The sequence below is a fragment of the Actinoplanes sp. NPDC051411 genome (genome assembly GCF_040682075.1).
Classification (GTDB): domain Bacteria; phylum Actinomycetota; class Actinomycetes; order Mycobacteriales; family Micromonosporaceae; genus Actinoplanes.
Genome location: NZ_JBFBAD010000117.1, coordinates 1 through 14,091, shown reverse-complemented (window position 1 = coordinate 14,091; position 14,091 = coordinate 1). Strand labels below are relative to the sequence as shown.

Sequence of the window (14,091 nt, the reverse complement as noted above, 5' to 3'; positions counted from 1 at the left end):
CCATGCGCTGCTATCTGATCGCAGAAGGTCCCACCGACCTGTCCTTCATACGGGCTGCGCTGTCCGAGCTCGGCGTTGAACCCGTTGAGCCGGCCCGTGCCTTCGACGGTCCGCGTCTCGGACGCGGCTGGCTGCCGGACGTGGACTTCCTTTGTGCGCTCTTTCCTGCGGACCAAGGACTGGAAGCTCCACCGTCCGTTTATCTCGAAATCGGCGAAGCGGTAGGAGCCGGCTTGCCCGTCCTGCTGATCGTGGAGCCTCAGCGCCGTCTGGACCCAGCGTTGTCCCCGCTGCGGGCCATCCGAACTCCAGCCGTGGGCACGCCCGCGTTGGTTAGTCATCTTGGGCTCTTCCTACGGTCGATTGGACGTCCTTCGACCGGCGATGCGCCATCCCGGTCTACAGACGCCGCCGAACTGAGTTCCATCCGAGACGAGCTGCGCGCTCTCCGCGCGACTGGCTTACTCGGCGGCAGCGGCGAGGCTCGGCAGGTGATGAGCCGGCGCATCGAAGAAATCGCTTTGCGACTTTTCCGCGCGGCCGGCGCGGAGGCGGAAGATGCTACCCGCACGGATGGAAACGGCGACATTGCAGCATGGGTCCCGGGGACGGAGCACTTTATACCGGGACCACTTCTGGTCGAATTGAAGATTGTGCGCGAGCCTCGGCTTGACAGGGCCGTTCTTGATCGATTGCATAATTACGCACTAAGTCGCGATTCGATGTGGTCGATCCTGCTCTACTATCGCTGGGATCCCAAGCTTAAAATCCGGCTGCCAAGTGGAGGTGCTTGGCCCACCGTGATGGTCTTCGACATCGAAGCCCTAGCGGAAGACATGCGCGGCAGGACCCTAGCGCAGATCTTGAATAACGAGCGCAACGCCATCGTGCACGGAGTAGGGAGATGACGGTCCCGCTCTTTCAGGCAAGGATTGGTGCCTACTTACGCCAAGCAGGAGATCCAGGCCGACCTCCAGAGCGTCGCGGACGATACTACGAAAACCTGCTGACTTATCTTCTTGGATCTGTGCCGGGCTGTCACCTACAGAGGAATACGCTCAACCACTATGGAACGGAGGAGGTGGACATCACTGTCGCGAATGAAAAGGTTGACGGCGGCCTGAGGATGTTGCCAGACCTCTTCTTGGTCGAGTGCAAGAACTGGTCGCATCCTGTCGATAGCACGACGCTCGGATACTTCGTCAATGTTGTCGCAGATCGAGGCTGCTCCCTCGGAATACTTGCCGCAGCGAATGGAATTACAGGACATCAAGAACATCGGAGCCGTAGTCACGCTATCGGCGCTGCGGCACTCGTGCGAGGAATTCGTATATTACTGATCACCGACGAGGATCTCAACAAACTCGAGAAGCCTGGCGACTTGGTAGCCCTCCTGCACCAGCGAAATTTATCCCTCACCGCCCATGGAACCATTCATCTTGGCTGACGGGGATGTTGTCTCTCCAGATCGTCGTAACTGTTGTCGGTAATTCCTGTTGCACCGATCTCCGCCGACCGCGCTCGGTGCCGGCGCGGCCGTCACGCCCCGTAGGTTCCGCGATCCAACGGACGTATGCTGGTAGCCCTGAAAGCAAGGTATCGCCGCGGCTCATTGCGCTTGGTCCGCGACGGTCAGTGACTCCGATGCGGTCGACCTATTATTGCCTGAGGAGGGTCGCGTCGAGCGGCCATGCTGCATCGTGCCACTACCGTCGCACCGATTGCCGAGCCGGGCTGTCGGCAACGATGCGGGAACCATCCGGGTTGGACAGCCAGACGTACTTGTAGCCGGAATGGTTCGGCTGGTGTGCTTTCTTCGACGGCCCGATAACCTCGGGGACGGTCGGCGGTGCGAGCGCCGTGAAGGCGAACGGCGCGCCGTCGTCGTTGATTGTTTCCGTGTCGTGCCGCAGATTTTTGGAGTTGCCGTATTCAAATCCCACCTCGACCGTGAACTTCACGGCGTGTGCCTTAGTGGTTAGATCGAGTAGGAAGTGGATCGACTCGTCCTTGGACAGCGTAACGTTGCGTCGCTGGAAATACGGCACATCGGTTACCTGGCCATCGGCTGTAGTGTAGAGACCGACGGGTTCTTGCGCATCGAGGTTGAAGCTGAGCACCTCGTAGTCGCCAGCTCCACCCCTCCCTCCGGGAGGCTCGACGAATGCGGTCGCGATGGGGCCGGATCTGCTAACGAATTTGATCTTTATCGTAGTCACTCGAACCTGCTGATAACGGTCGCCCGTGACATTCAAAACAATGGCGCACCCGTTAGTTGCTGGGACACCACCCCACATCCGCGGCTTTCCCGGGTTTATCCCCTTCTCATTGAAGGCTTTTACGAAAGCCTCCGCATTCGCTTCGTTGCCGAATGCGGCAGGCCACGAGGCGCTAAACGAAGACGTGATGTCGAGTGGACGTCCTCGGCCGGTCAACCGGTCGAGCAGGGGAGCCACACGAGGGGTTGACCCTAGCGGCGTAACGAAGGCGGCGACTATCGCTCCGACCAAGGCGGTCACCAGCACCCCGGCGAGCTTGCCCGCAGGGCCGAGGAGCCTGCTGAACAGCGGGCGAGGCTCGTCGGGCTCGGCATCCCGCACGCGCCCCCGGTCTCCTGTAGTGTTGCCGCCCCCAAGCATTTTTCTGATTTTGCGGCTCGTCGATCTCGAGTCAGTCAGCGAGCCTCGGCCGTTCTTGGACCCTGACTTCGGGTTGGTATCTTTCGTCTTTTCCGGCTTCGGGCCGTTCGAAGTCCGCCGGCGTTTCTTGGGAGCCTGACTACTTCGCGAGTCCACTTCACTTTTTGCGTTGTCGACATTCTTAGGGTTCGGGCCACCTGTCTTTTTAACCAATATGCACACCCTGCCCGGTCGCCGCTTGTACTCGTCGTCAGGATGCCATCGGATATCCCAACCGCCAACCGGGCAAGCGTCCTGATTTGCCGCGGGTGGTGAGCGCTGCCGCCGTCGACGCTCCGTCCGGCCCCAACGTGGCCGGGTTGGGTTCGATCTATTGACCGGACTACGAAGCGTTCCTGCGGCGTGTCAGTGGATGGCGTTGCGTTCGTCCCAGTAGTTGTCATGCGGCCGATGGGGAGGGCGCGTGATGTTGAGGGAAGACCAAGATCGAGATGCCACCGAGTTGAAGCTCGAGCGGTGGGGCAGGGTGGTGGCTGCGGTCGGGCCGGTGCCGTGGCTGGTGGTCGATCCGGCGGGTGCGCCGGTGGAGGCGATCTTCCGGTTCTTCCGGGACTTCGTGGCCCGCGGCAATCGCCCGGGGTCGGTCCGGAGTTACGCGTACGCGCTGCACCGGTGGTGGCGGTTTCTCCAAACGGTCGGCGTCCAGTGGGACAAGGCGACGTCGACGGAGACGCGCGACTTCGTGTTGTGGATGCTGCATACGTCGAAGCAGCGGCGGGCTCGGCGCACGAAGTCGCTGGCTGTGGCCGGTGGGGTCAACCCAATCACCAGAAAGCGGTATCTGGACGACAGCTGCCAGCCTCGGACGATCCGACACAGCAACGCGGTGATCAGATCCTTCTACGACTACTGGATCGAGATGGGCCAAGGCCCGTTGATCAATCCCGTTGCGGTGCAGCGCGCGAAGGGTCGCCGGCCGAACGCGCACCACAACCCCTTCAAGCCGTTCCGCGCCGAAGGTCGGCTGCGCTACAACCCACCGGTTCCGCGGCAGCGGGTCCGGGCGATGCCGGATGAGCGGTGGGCGGAGTTGTTCGCTGCGTTGCGCTCCGATCGCGACCCGGCGTTGCTGGCGATCACGGTCAGCGCGGGCGTCCGCGCGAGCGAGTTGCTCGGAATCCGCGGAGCGGACGTGGACTGGGGCGACCAGCTGGTCCGGGTGCGCCGCAAAGGCACGACGGCCGACGGCGAGCGCGGAGGCCTTCGTCTGACTGCGGCTCTACTTGTAGACGCTCGGGCCGCTCGGGCCAGCCGAGACGATCTGGTGGACGCTGCGCCGCCGCGACCTACGGCAGGGCGAGCGGTACCGAGGTCCGCTGACCTACGACGCTCTGCGGGCCGTCTTCCGGCAGGTGAACGATCTTCTGGGCACGAACTGTCGATGCACGATCTCCGCCACACCTGCGCAATCCGCATGATCCGCGACGAGCGGCTGTCGCTGCGCGACGTCCAGACGATCCTCGGTCACGCCCATCTGACCACCACACAGGGCTACCTCGAAGGAGACGACGCCGAGCTGTTCCGCAGGGTCCGGGAGCACCTGGAGACCCGCAAGCAGCGGGCCGAGCAAGACCGTCCCGCGGTCGCCGCAGGTTACGACGCCGCCGATCTGGCGGTGCTGTTCGGCGGAGGTCTGCAGTGACCCGCCCGAACGTGATCACCCGCTCCGATCGTCCGGCCGCGCGGGTCGAGGAGAACCGGCCGCGCACCCTCTGGCATGACCATCTGGCCGGCCGCTCGCACGTCGGTCCGATTGACCGACTCTCGATCGACGAGGTCATGGCCAAGGTGGCCGAGCTGCCCCAGTGGCCGGCGGCGCAGAACTGGAAGAACGAGCGACGCCGGCGCAACGCCCGCACGATCCTCAACTGGTTGGCCCGGCATCCCGGCGACGGCTGGCAGGCCCGGTGGTTGGCATCCGGAGCCGACGGCGCGAACCTGGACTGGCTGGACGCGGTCACCGCAGGCGACCCGCACTCGGAGACGACCCGGCACGACGAGATCCGCGACGGCCTGGTCGGGCTGCTGCTCGGCCGGGTCGTGTTGCCCAGCTACGACATGGTGCACAGCTACCGGGCGAACATGCTGTTCCACCGGGTCCGGCAGATTTTCCGCCCGGACCTGTTCGACCGCCTACAGGTCGCCGCCGACGAGTTGCACTTCGAGGGACGCCACATCGACGACGCGTTCACCGCGATCGCGAAGGTGCTGCTGCACACCGGCAAGAACGTCGACCAGATCACGACCGAGGACCTGTTCGAGCTGCGGGCATGGGCGCAGCGGCGCCGCAAGAACGCCTTCAAAGGGCTGACCGAGGCCTGGGACCTGCTGCGGCATATCGGCGTCCTGCCCGTCACCGTCACCTTGCGGGCCGCGGCCCGGGAGGGGCAACGGCCTACGGCCGAGCTGGTCGACCGCTACGGCACCCGACCCGGTCCGATCCGCGACATGCTGATCCGCTACTTCGAGCATCGCCGCCCGGCCATGGACTACAGCTCCTTCCGGGACCTGATCGGGACCGTGGTCGGCAACTTCTGGGCCGACATCGAACGCCATTACCCCGAGATCGACACGTTCGACCTGCCGGTCGAGGTCGCCGACGCCTGGAAACAGCGGCTGCGGTTCATCCGACGACCCGGCAAGGAGCCGACACCGCGGCGGACCTACCTCGACATGCTGCAGCAGGTCCGCGCCGTCTATCTCGACCTGCAGGAGTGGGCGCTGGAAGATCCGAGCTGGGCTCCCTGGGCCGTCCGCAGCCCGGTCCGGCGCGGCGAGACCCACGGCATGGTCAAACACAAGAAGGTCGTGACCGCCGAGATGCATCAACGCGTCCGCGAGCGGCTTCCCCACCTGCCGGTTCTGGTCACCACCGCCCACGCCCACCGGGACGAGCAGGCGGCACTGCTCACCGCCGCCGCGGCGGCGCAGCCGGGCGACACTTTCACCCACGCCGGGCGCCGTTACCGCCGGGTCCTGCTCAAAAGCCACGCCGACGAGCGGCGGATCGGCCGACCGAGCCGCTCTCGGGTGCTGGTCGAGACCGTCGACGGCGGGGAGCGGATCGATCTGACCAAAGCCGAGGACGACGCGTTCTGGGCATGGGCGGTGATCGAGACCCTGCGCCACACCGGCGTCCGGATCGAGGAACTGCTTGGACTGACCCACCTCGCCTTGGTCTCCTACAAGCTGCCGGACACCGGCGAGGTCGTCCCGCTGTTGCAGATCGTCCCATCTAAGAGCAACGAGGAGCGGCTGCTGCTGGTCGGACCTGAACTCGCGAGCGTGCTCGCTGCGATAGTCAGCCGGCTGCGGGCCGTCGGCGGCGTGGCTACATCCGTGACCTTGGGGCCCACTTGTAGTGATCCACGGGTCCCGCCCATCTCCTACCCGCCCTTGGTGTTCGCGAGTTGCGGACCCACCCACCGAAGCCCGGTCACCTCGCCGAGGGCACCCTCGGTGGGCCCCGTTGTCGTGAACATCCGAGCGCCGGAGACAGTCCGGAAGTCGGGGACACCTGGGTCCCGATGACGCGGACGAAATCAGCGGCGGCACGGTTCCGTTGGTCGCCCGCAATGACGGGCACGAGCAGGTCACCGGGCCTCCGTTACCGCACCTGTTCCAGCGCACGGTCGGCATCCGGCAGGAAGTGGTGAGCACCCGGCTCGTCCAGATCCTGCTCACCGCCACCATGACCCGCACCGGCCTGCGCGACCTCACCGGCCAGCCGCTGCACGTCACCCCGCACGACTTCCGGCGCATGTTCGCCACCGAGGCCGTCACCGGAGGGCTCCCCGTCCACATCGCGGCCAAGATCCTCGGACACCACCACTTGACCACCACGCAGGCCTACCTCGCGGTATTCCAGGACGACCTGATCCGCACCTATCGCGGGTTTCTCGACCGGCGCCGCTCGGTCCGCCCCGAAGCCGAATATCGCCAGCCCACTGACGACGAATGGCACGAGTTCCACGAACACTTCCAGCTCCGCAAACTCGAACTGGGCACCTGCGGCCGCCCCCACGCCCTGCAAGCACGAACACGCCTGCTTAACCGAAATGATCTTGGAATTCGCGTGAAGGACTATGGGTGGTTCGTCGTGACCGACGGTCACCAAGAATTCTTGGATGGACCTGCTGTTCGCGCGTGTCGCGACCATGCGGAGCCATTGATCCGCGTTCCGGCATCGCGGGGGACTACGCCGGCTCGGCAAGGAAGTCCTGAAGCTCCTGACGTGCGAGTTCGAGTCCTTGGTCGCCTGCACCCTGGATTCTCTCCCGGTCCGAAAGGACTTCCTGGAATTGCCGCGCTGCTCGGAGCCGGTCACCGTGCTGGCCGTGGTACCGCGCGAGGTGCCAGCGGGCGTCGAGAACCTCAGGGTGGTCGGCTCCCAGCGCGCGGATCAGGTCGGGCAGCAGAGCTTGAAGAACGTCGATCGCCGCGGCGGGATCGCCGCTCTTGGCAAGATAGTTGGCGAGGCTGTGGCGCGTGAACAGGGTGTTGGTGTGGTCCTTGCCGAGAGCGCGCTCTTCGTCGGCGAGGATGAGTCGGCTCTGGCGCACCGCCTCAGCTGCATCGCCCACCTCGGCGATGATGCCCGCGATCGCTCCTCTGGTTGCCAACGTGTTCATGGCTTCGGGGCCCAACTGCCGTTCACGGTCGGCGAGGATGCGCCGGAACAGAGCCAGGGCTTCTGGAAGATCGCCTCGGTGCCGTATACACGAGGCGAGGTTGTGCCGCATGACCTGCAGGTATTCGTCGTTGGGCGGCAGGGTGCGTTCGACCTCTGCCAGCAGTTCCCTGAAGGTGGCTTCTGCCTCATCGATGCGTCCGGACAGCAACTGGCAGTAGGCGATCTGGTGCCGCAGGTGCCGACGGTGCTCCGGGTCGCAGCCCTGAGCGTCTTCGTGATTCAAGGCATCGGCGAGGAGTTGAATTGCGTGCGCGTGGTCGCCGTGGTCGGACATCGCGCTCGACCGTGCGAATACGTCGTTTGCAGCGCCGGATTCGATTGCCGCGTGAAACGCTGTCCGTACGTGCCAGAACGCTTCCCAGGCGACCGTGAGGGCCTGCGATTGGTCGGCCCTGGCGATGAGCAGATTCCAGGTGTCGGGCGGGATCGGTCCATGGTCGGGCTGGTCGATGAGGTAATCGAATGCGAGGTAGCGCTGGTCCTCGTCGCTTGCGCCGGCAGGAATGAGGAGGCTGCTTGCCCCGTGCACTCGGCGCAGTGCCCACATCCATGCGTCGTCGACGGGCTCGGGTCTGAGCGCGTGGCCGCCGTGGGTCAGCAGGTAGTGGTGGTGCAGGTCTAGCAGCATGTGGCGAGGCACTGGATCGTCCAGTCCAGCGCGGCGGCAGTCAACGGCGGCGGCAACGAGTGCGGCACCGCGCGGGTGGCTGCCCGCCGCCCAAGCGTTGCGCCAGTCGCGTAAGAGTTCCGGACCTGCGGCGAGCGTCTCGGCAATGCCGAAGGTCTTCGCTTGTTGCAGCGCTCGGGCTATCCGGGAGTCATCGGCGAACGTTGCTGCGTCTGCCAGTTCCGTTGCCGACCAGAGCCGGTGCATGACAATGATGTGGGCGCTGCGGAGTACGTCTCGGCTCGCCCGCCAAGCCGAGCGCGCCTGGTCGTCGAGAGTAGGCTCTGCTCGTGCGGTGAATCGTTCGTACTCCGACGTCCGCATTGTGGCCACGAGAATGATGCTGTGACCCGTCCTCGCGGTCAGGTTGGCCACCGCCGCAGGAGTTAAGCCGGCAGGACCGAGAAAACGCTCTAGGTCGTCAAGCCAGAGTATGGCTCGACGCGACTCGGACAGTCGGGCAACGACAGCGGCGAGCGACTCCCGCCCTGACGGAACAGCGAGCAGATGATCTGGAGTCAGCGCTCGTATCGCCTCGAAGGCAGCCCTGGACTTCCCAGCGGTCGACTCGCCCACGACCACGATGAGGCCCTCCCTGCGGACTGCGTCGCGGAGCTCGTCGTCGACATCTCGCGGGATGTAAGGCGTGGACCCGCTTGCGGCAGTCTGCCGGGGGTTGTCGACGCGTGTTTCGGCTGGATGGACGCCGAGCACGACCGGGTCGGTGATGTCACGAACGCGCGGAAGTCCTCCAGCCCGTCCATGCAGGGTGATGCGGTCGGGAAGTTCCCGTCGTAGTTCCAATTGCCGCTCAAGCCACTGTCTCGTGCGGCCGGCAGCTATCGCTGAGACCGCCGCGACGCCGCCGCCGACCAGGGTGGCCAACGGCGCGGAGACCCAGCGTGAGACCATCAGCGCGCCACCGACGCCCATGGCGCCGCCCAAGGCGACGGCGACCCACGCGCTTAGCAGTCGCCACGATCGTCGCATCAAGGGCACCTCGGCGATAGATGGATCTGGCAGACCGTACGCCTGGACTGCGGCCAAGCACGGTCATCGGTTCGGGCTCGATCGTCCCACGGCTGGGCCGGTGCCCGGCATACCCAGACTGGTTGTGGTGCGATGGGCTGCCTGGCCCCGCATCGCGATGAGCTTCTGTTCGGCAGCGGCGATGGTGGTCTCGATCGTGGCGACCTCGCCGAGCCAGCCTTGCTCCTTGGCCTCCTGGAGTCGGTCAGCGAGGTTGATGTGGATCTCTTTTAGTCGCGGCAGTTGGGCCGGGTCGACCCGAAGTAGAGGGCATCTGACACACGCTTCTCTGAACAACGAATCTCTTTCGCGTTTTGTGCGTCCCGATCCCAGGCGTTGGTCGTCCTAACTGTCCTCCGACTCGGTGAGGGTGAAGTCGTAGCCGGCCCAGTCGGCGATCGGGACGTAGCCGATGCGGCGGTATAGGGCGTTGCTGGTGGGGTTGGCGGCGTCGGAGAACAGGACCACGTCCGTCGCTCCGGCGGCGAGCGCGGCTCGGGTCACTTCGACTGTTACGGCGCCTGCGTAGCCGCGGCCGCGTAGGTGGGCCGGGGTGTAGACGGGGTCCACCCGAATCTGGCCGGCGACCATCGGGTTCACGCCGGCCATGGAGACGGGCGTGCCGTCCGGGGTCTCCCAGAACGTATAGCTTTTCTCGGCGAAGCGAGTGTTGGCCCAAGACGCGGCGTCGATCGTGACCGTCTCCCCGACGTCCGCGGCGAACTCGCGGCACCAGCGGATGAGGTGCTCGTGGTCCCGATCATCCACAAGCCGGCCCCGGCCGGGCGGGGCCGGCTCCGGTGGTGTGAGGGTGCCGAGGCGGTGCAGGTGAAGCCGAAAGCGGAGTGTCGGCGTCGCGCCTGTGTGCCGCTGCCAGGCTTCGGCGAAAGCGGTCGCGGTGGTGTGGTCCGCGCTGACGGAGGGAAGCGCGTGCCGGAGGGAGACCAGGCGGACGGCGAGGGTGTCGGCTTGCTCGGGCGTAAGGGAGGTGACGCTCAGGCCGCGGCCCGGGAAGCGGTAGAAGGTGGCGCGGACCTCGCCTGACTGCTCCAGCCAGCCGAAGACGGGGGCTGGGTTTCCGCTTCCCGCCGGCCCGAGCGCGCGCAGCTTTTCGGTCACCGTCAGGGGCATGGTGTGCAAGGCGGGTCGAGAGCGTAGGAAGTCTCCGGCTTGGGCGAGGAAGTCGTCGATGTCTTCGGTGAGGTGCCAGTCGTTCGGGCGCATGCATCGATGATGCCTAGCCCCGTCGGCTGAGCGAAGGCGACTGGCCGTGCCCGATCCTGTCTTCCGAACGCCCCTGTGTGACGCCGCCTGGCCAGGCTGCGATCAGCGCTTCGAGTCCCTCCTAGAGGCGACTGCCTGCGATGTTTCGCCGTTGGGAGCGCGTCCGACGATCTGTCCGAAGGACGGCATGCCCAGTTGAGTCGCGGTCGTGTTCTTCCGAACAGTGGCCTCGATCTGGTCGAGTTTGTCCTGAGCGCCGGCCAGGCTCACCTGAAGACCCTCGACCTCGCCGAGCCATCTTTCGCGGACAGCTTCGGCAATGCGGGCCTGCAGGTTGTCGCGTATCTCCTCCAGCCGTGATCGCTGCGCGGGGCTTGGCCTGAGTAGTGAACACCTAATACATCCGCTGCCCCATGCTCCAGGTCGACCCGGTCCAAGCTCACCGGCTGGCCGACATCGCCCGCAACCTAACCCAGCGCATCGAGGCCCGCACCAATGGCTGGCTCGGCGAGGTTGAGGGCTTGCAGGTGAGCCTCGACGCAGCCCGGAGCAAGATCGCTTCTCTGCAGCGTCAGGCTGGTGGAACCCGCAGGACAACGGATCTTGGCATTCCTCGCGGCCGGGACCGTTGACGCCACCGGGCTATTTCGACTTGGAGAAGAACAGGCTGGCCGCGAGGCTGGCCAGCGTCATGAATGCGGCGAAGACGCCGGCGGTTGTGCTGCCGAACAGGATGATCAGCGCACCACTAGTCATGCCGGCAAGAGTTCCCACCCAGACCGCGACTCCGGCGATGAGCGGAGACAACGTCAAAGCGGCCAGCGCCGAAAGGACGAAAAACAAAATCTTGTCACGCACGAGAAGCTCCAGAATGTCGATACGGCATTGCCGGGCCGCGCTCTTTGCGGGGCACTGCCTGCCGGTTTCGTTTATGACACGAATCCGGCCGCACTTTATGCACGCTCGATTCCGGAGTCTTCAAAGACGGCCCCCAGATAAGGGGCAGGGGCCCGCGGTTACCGCCGCGGGCCCCTGTCTAACTTGATCAGCTACGCATCACTGCACCCAGCAGCAGCCCGTTGATCCATCCAAGCGGCCTCAGCCGGCGCGCCGCCTCGCGCCGGCTGTCGCCCCCGAGGATTAGAACCACGAGATGCACTGCGGCGAGGCTCGCCAAACTCAAGAGTCTGGTTAGCCGACCGCTAGAGGGTCTAGCAGCTTTGCGATGTTCGTTCACTCGTAGTCATCTCCTTTCTCGTCGTTGATTGAGTTGAGGCTGGTTGCGGTTCCTCTCCCTGGATGAGGTTGCCGCGAGTACGCCACGCGCCTCTCCTGGCTGCTATCAAGCCCGGCCGCCGAGACTCCCCTTCCCTTGACAGCCTCAGCGGAGCGGTGGATCTTCGATCAGCGCAAGGCAAGCCTTGACGCTTCTACGGATCGCCGGTCGCTCACGACCGGCAGTCGAACATCTTCGTTTCTGTCCTCTCTCCGACCAGCCGGTCGGTGTCGTGTCCTTCACGAAGACCGCCCCCGGAGGGGCCGACCCCAGTGGGGCCGGCACCTCCAGGTGTTCCGGTCTTACTCGGCACGGTCAGTCCCAAACGATCAAGAACCTGTGCCGTGAACGCGTCCAGGTCTTTCTCGGACGCGTGTTCCGCGAAGGAGTCGGTCATATTCAGCAAACGCTTTTCAACGTCCACTTGACCCTCCTACTCCAGAAGAGCGCGCAGCTCTCCCATGGCGGATTCGTGAATCCTGTCTGCCTGACGGCGAGTGATACCCATAGTTTCCGCGGCCTTCACCCGGCTCATGCGCAGCCAGTAGACGAGGAAGATCAGTTCGCTTTTCTCTTCGCTGAGAGAGTTGACTGCGAACCTGACTTCCCAGTCGGGATCAGCCCTATCGCCATTCGCCTTGTCCCAGACCGTCCCGGTCGAGCCCTCCTCGAGGGAGGGGTGTCCCGGGAGCCCCGCGTGAATCTCATTGCGGTTATAGCTGGTCTTGATCTGGTCGAGGAACAAGTTCCGGACGACCCGGTAGCAATACTGAGGGCTTCCTTTGAACCGTTCCCGCTTATGCGGGTCAGGCCACTGCTCATAACACTTAACGGCCGCATCCGCACCGAGCTCGTTCCCCTTGCGGCCAGCGATACTGTGACCGGCGGCGCGGAGAACGCGGTTACCGTCGGTCGTGAACCAGTGGACATAGTCATCCTTCAGGATCTTCGACTGCCCTTCGTCAAGATCCATCCAGGTCGGCGTCGATGATTCGACGCGCCGCTGCTCAGAACCGAGGTCCGGAGCTTCGACCGAATTGTCTGCCGGGTCCGTGTTACCCCGGTCCTGGTCGAGGGGCTGATAGCTTCCCCCCGGGAAGGCGCTCATCTTCGAGTGCCTCTCCTTCTGGGTCGTGCCGCTCCAGCTCCAGGGGCTGGAGCTGAGAAAACGCGACCCCCTACGGACATGACACGAGGCGCGGGACAGTTTCTGCACCGGCCATCGCCAAGATTTTCCAGAAGCGTCTCGCCGAGCCACTCTGACCAGCGAAAACCCAACGGAGCACACCCGAAGGGTCAGCGCCCAGCACACGATCCTCACCCCGGGCCGGGCTCATCCCGGAGTAGTTCGGAAAAGACGCCGGCCCGGGTGGCCGACCCGCTCGACCGGGACTCCGCCTCGCCAAGGTCGTCCTGGTGAGGGCGGCGGGTCCCGATCCACGCCTCGACCTGATCGCCGAACCACACCTTGCCCTGCTGCAGGACCGCGGCCGGCCGGGGGAAGTCGGCGCGAGAGGTGAGTTGGTACACGCGCTGGCGGCTGATGCCGCCGAGGCGGACTCGGATCTCATGGGCGCCCATCAACCTCGCCGCCTTGTCCATGCACGCGACTATAGGCGCTAGACAGCTATGGTCGCTAGACAAGCCGAGAGGCGGGCAGGAGGACGGACCGGCTCGCCTCGGTTCTTGTCGGTCCCACCTCATAGAATTCACGTCGGCAGAAGCCCCTGGACCATGGCCGGGAAGCCTCGCCGAAAAAAGTTCCAAGATTTTTTGCCGGTACCCCGCTCTGACGGCCTGGAGGAGTAGGAGAACCACTCCAGACCCGAAGGAGCACCATGAACGACAACGACGAGGCGGTCTCCGCCGAGAACCCCGACTCGCTCACCCCGCCGGCCCGCAAGGGCGTTCCTCTGGCCCGCGCGTTCCAGCGAGCGGCGGCCGCGAACCCGAACTGGACAGGTGTCCCGCTCGCAGCCATGGTCCCCAGGCCACCTCGATGACGCCGGCCATACCCCGCGTCGTGGTGTCGCCCACCAAGGTCGTGATGGTCCGTCCCCGGCAGAAGGCGACGTCCCGCAGCGCCGCCCTCCGGGCGCACCAGCGGCTGATCGATCTGCGGCTCACCCGCGGCGCCCGCGAAGCCGCCGGCCGAGCGCGTCGCAGGCCGAGCCGCGACTCGCGCCTTCGCGGGGCCATGCGCGCCGGTTGGGCCGGAACGGCCGAGGGCAGGCAGTCCTTCCTGGATGCGATAGCTCCCTCGCTGAACCAGATCGCCGAGCTGGTCAGCCCGGTCATCTGGTTCGAAGAGATCCAGAAGACGATCCAGAGCCTGGTCGGCCCGATCACCTGGTTCGAGCAGATGCAGGAGACGCTCCAGAGCCTGGTCCGGGGACCGATGTTCGAGGCGTGTCGGCGCTCACGGAATTCCCCACCTGTAGCGGTCTGACGCTCACGTAATTCCCCACCCCGTCGCTCACGTAATTCCCCAGGTGGGATAGCT

The 14,091-nt window shown here is 65.1% G+C and carries 15 protein-coding genes and 1 pseudogene; 9 read left to right on the top strand and 7 right to left on the bottom strand.

What is annotated here, in order from left to right; all coding sequences use genetic code 11:
• Positions 1–2: 2 nt before the first annotated feature.
• Entirely contained in the window at positions 3–908 is a 906-nt protein-coding gene (locus tag AB0M88_RS41540; protein ID WP_364111635.1) for a hypothetical protein, read from the top strand.
• Positions 905–1,447 carry a restriction endonuclease gene (locus tag AB0M88_RS41535; protein ID WP_364111633.1) on the top strand — a complete coding sequence of 181 codons (543 nt, stop codon included), beginning with the start codon at positions 905–907 and terminating at the stop codon, positions 1,445–1,447. Before AB0M88_RS41540 ends, AB0M88_RS41535 begins: the two co-directional genes overlap by 4 nt.
• A 259-nt stretch (positions 1,448–1,706) precedes the next feature.
• On the opposite strand, the gene AB0M88_RS41530 is transcribed toward AB0M88_RS41535, so the two are convergent.
• Positions 1,707–2,600 carry a hypothetical protein gene (locus tag AB0M88_RS41530; RefSeq protein WP_364111631.1) on the bottom strand — a complete coding sequence of 298 codons (894 nt, stop codon included), beginning with the start codon at positions 2,598–2,600 and terminating at the stop codon, positions 1,707–1,709.
• Between the two features lie 505 nt (positions 2,601–3,105).
• Between AB0M88_RS41530 and AB0M88_RS41525 the strand changes: the two genes are divergently transcribed.
• The 3 genes and pseudogenes from AB0M88_RS41525 to AB0M88_RS41515 form a co-directional block, all read left to right on the top strand.
• A complete protein-coding gene (locus AB0M88_RS41525; protein ID WP_364111652.1) occupies positions 3,106–4,341 on the top strand; it encodes a tyrosine-type recombinase/integrase in 1,236 nt (411 codons plus the stop codon).
• A complete protein-coding gene (locus AB0M88_RS41520) occupies positions 4,338–6,230 on the top strand; it encodes a hypothetical protein (protein ID WP_364111629.1) in 1,893 nt (630 codons plus the stop codon). The genes AB0M88_RS41525 and AB0M88_RS41520 overlap by 4 nt, the downstream gene beginning before the upstream one ends.
• Before the next feature lie 160 nt (positions 6,231–6,390).
• Positions 6,391–6,504: pseudogene (locus AB0M88_RS41515) on the top strand (hypothetical protein); the annotation flags it as partial.
• 391 nt (positions 6,505–6,895) lie between these two features.
• On the opposite strand, the gene AB0M88_RS41510 reads toward AB0M88_RS41515, so the two are convergent.
• Complete coding sequence (locus AB0M88_RS41510) at positions 6,896–9,049, bottom strand: tetratricopeptide repeat protein (RefSeq protein ID WP_364111627.1); 2,154 nt, start codon at positions 9,047–9,049, stop codon at positions 6,896–6,898.
• A gap of 384 nt (positions 9,050–9,433) precedes the next feature.
• Positions 9,434–10,312: a GNAT family N-acetyltransferase gene (locus tag AB0M88_RS41505; RefSeq protein ID WP_364111625.1), complete on the bottom strand. Its 879-nt coding sequence runs from the start codon at positions 10,310–10,312 to the stop codon at positions 9,434–9,436.
• Positions 10,313–10,507: 195 nt separating this feature from the next.
• Here AB0M88_RS41505 and AB0M88_RS41500 point away from each other — a divergent pair, with 195 nt between their 5' ends.
• Positions 10,508–10,672, top strand: coding sequence for a hypothetical protein (locus AB0M88_RS41500; protein ID WP_364111623.1), 165 nt, complete (start codon positions 10,508–10,510; stop codon positions 10,670–10,672).
• Between the two features lie 53 nt (positions 10,673–10,725).
• The gene (locus AB0M88_RS41495; protein WP_364111621.1) at positions 10,726–10,944 is read left to right on the top strand and encodes a hypothetical protein; all 219 of its coding nucleotides are present in this window, start codon (positions 10,726–10,728) and stop codon (positions 10,942–10,944) included.
• A gap of 10 nt (positions 10,945–10,954) precedes the next feature.
• Here the strand turns inward: AB0M88_RS41495 and AB0M88_RS41490 are convergent, their stop codons facing one another.
• The 4 genes from AB0M88_RS41490 to AB0M88_RS41475 form a co-directional block, all read right to left on the bottom strand.
• Positions 10,955–11,170: a hypothetical protein gene (locus AB0M88_RS41490; RefSeq protein ID WP_364111619.1), complete on the bottom strand. Its 216-nt coding sequence runs from the start codon at positions 11,168–11,170 to the stop codon at positions 10,955–10,957.
• Between the two features lie 590 nt (positions 11,171–11,760).
• The gene (locus AB0M88_RS41485) at positions 11,761–12,012 is read right to left on the bottom strand and encodes a hypothetical protein (RefSeq protein WP_364111617.1); all 252 of its coding nucleotides are present in this window, start codon (positions 12,010–12,012) and stop codon (positions 11,761–11,763) included.
• A gap of 9 nt (positions 12,013–12,021) precedes the next feature.
• Complete coding sequence (locus AB0M88_RS41480) at positions 12,022–12,696, bottom strand: sigma-70 family RNA polymerase sigma factor (protein ID WP_364111615.1); 675 nt, start codon at positions 12,694–12,696, stop codon at positions 12,022–12,024.
• 209 nt (positions 12,697–12,905) lie between these two features.
• Positions 12,906–13,190, bottom strand: a complete 285-nt coding sequence (locus AB0M88_RS41475; protein ID WP_364111613.1) for a hypothetical protein — start codon at positions 13,188–13,190, stop codon at positions 12,906–12,908.
• Between the two features lie 236 nt (positions 13,191–13,426).
• Between AB0M88_RS41475 and AB0M88_RS41470 the strand changes: the two genes are divergently transcribed.
• Positions 13,427–13,591, top strand: coding sequence for a hypothetical protein (locus AB0M88_RS41470; RefSeq protein ID WP_364111611.1), 165 nt, complete (start codon positions 13,427–13,429; stop codon positions 13,589–13,591).
• Positions 13,588–14,037, top strand: a complete 450-nt coding sequence (locus AB0M88_RS41465; protein ID WP_364111609.1) for a hypothetical protein — start codon at positions 13,588–13,590, stop codon at positions 14,035–14,037. Before AB0M88_RS41470 ends, AB0M88_RS41465 begins: the two co-directional genes overlap by 4 nt.
• The last annotated feature ends 54 nt before the right edge of the window (positions 14,038–14,091 follow it).

Coding starts and splice junctions, on each gene's coding strand:
- AB0M88_RS41495 (WP_364111621.1), top strand. CDS start 10,726: ATGCTCCAGGTCGACCCGGTCCAAGCTCACCGGCTGGCCGACATCGCC.
- AB0M88_RS41505 (WP_364111625.1), bottom strand. CDS start 10,312: ATGCGCCCGAACGACTGGCACCTCACCGAAGACATCGACGACTTCCTC.
- AB0M88_RS41525 (WP_364111652.1), top strand. CDS start 3,106: ATGTTGAGGGAAGACCAAGATCGAGATGCCACCGAGTTGAAGCTCGAG.
- AB0M88_RS41470 (WP_364111611.1), top strand. CDS start 13,427: ATGAACGACAACGACGAGGCGGTCTCCGCCGAGAACCCCGACTCGCTC.
- AB0M88_RS41480 (WP_364111615.1), bottom strand. CDS start 12,696: ATGAGCGCCTTCCCGGGGGGAAGCTATCAGCCCCTCGACCAGGACCGG.
- AB0M88_RS41510 (WP_364111627.1), bottom strand. CDS start 9,049: ATGCGACGATCGTGGCGACTGCTAAGCGCGTGGGTCGCCGTCGCCTTG.
- AB0M88_RS41465 (WP_364111609.1), top strand. CDS start 13,588: ATGACGCCGGCCATACCCCGCGTCGTGGTGTCGCCCACCAAGGTCGTG.
- AB0M88_RS41475 (WP_364111613.1), bottom strand. CDS start 13,190: ATGGACAAGGCGGCGAGGTTGATGGGCGCCCATGAGATCCGAGTCCGC.
- AB0M88_RS41535 (WP_364111633.1), top strand. CDS start 905: ATGACGGTCCCGCTCTTTCAGGCAAGGATTGGTGCCTACTTACGCCAA.
- AB0M88_RS41540 (WP_364111635.1), top strand. CDS start 3: ATGCGCTGCTATCTGATCGCAGAAGGTCCCACCGACCTGTCCTTCATA.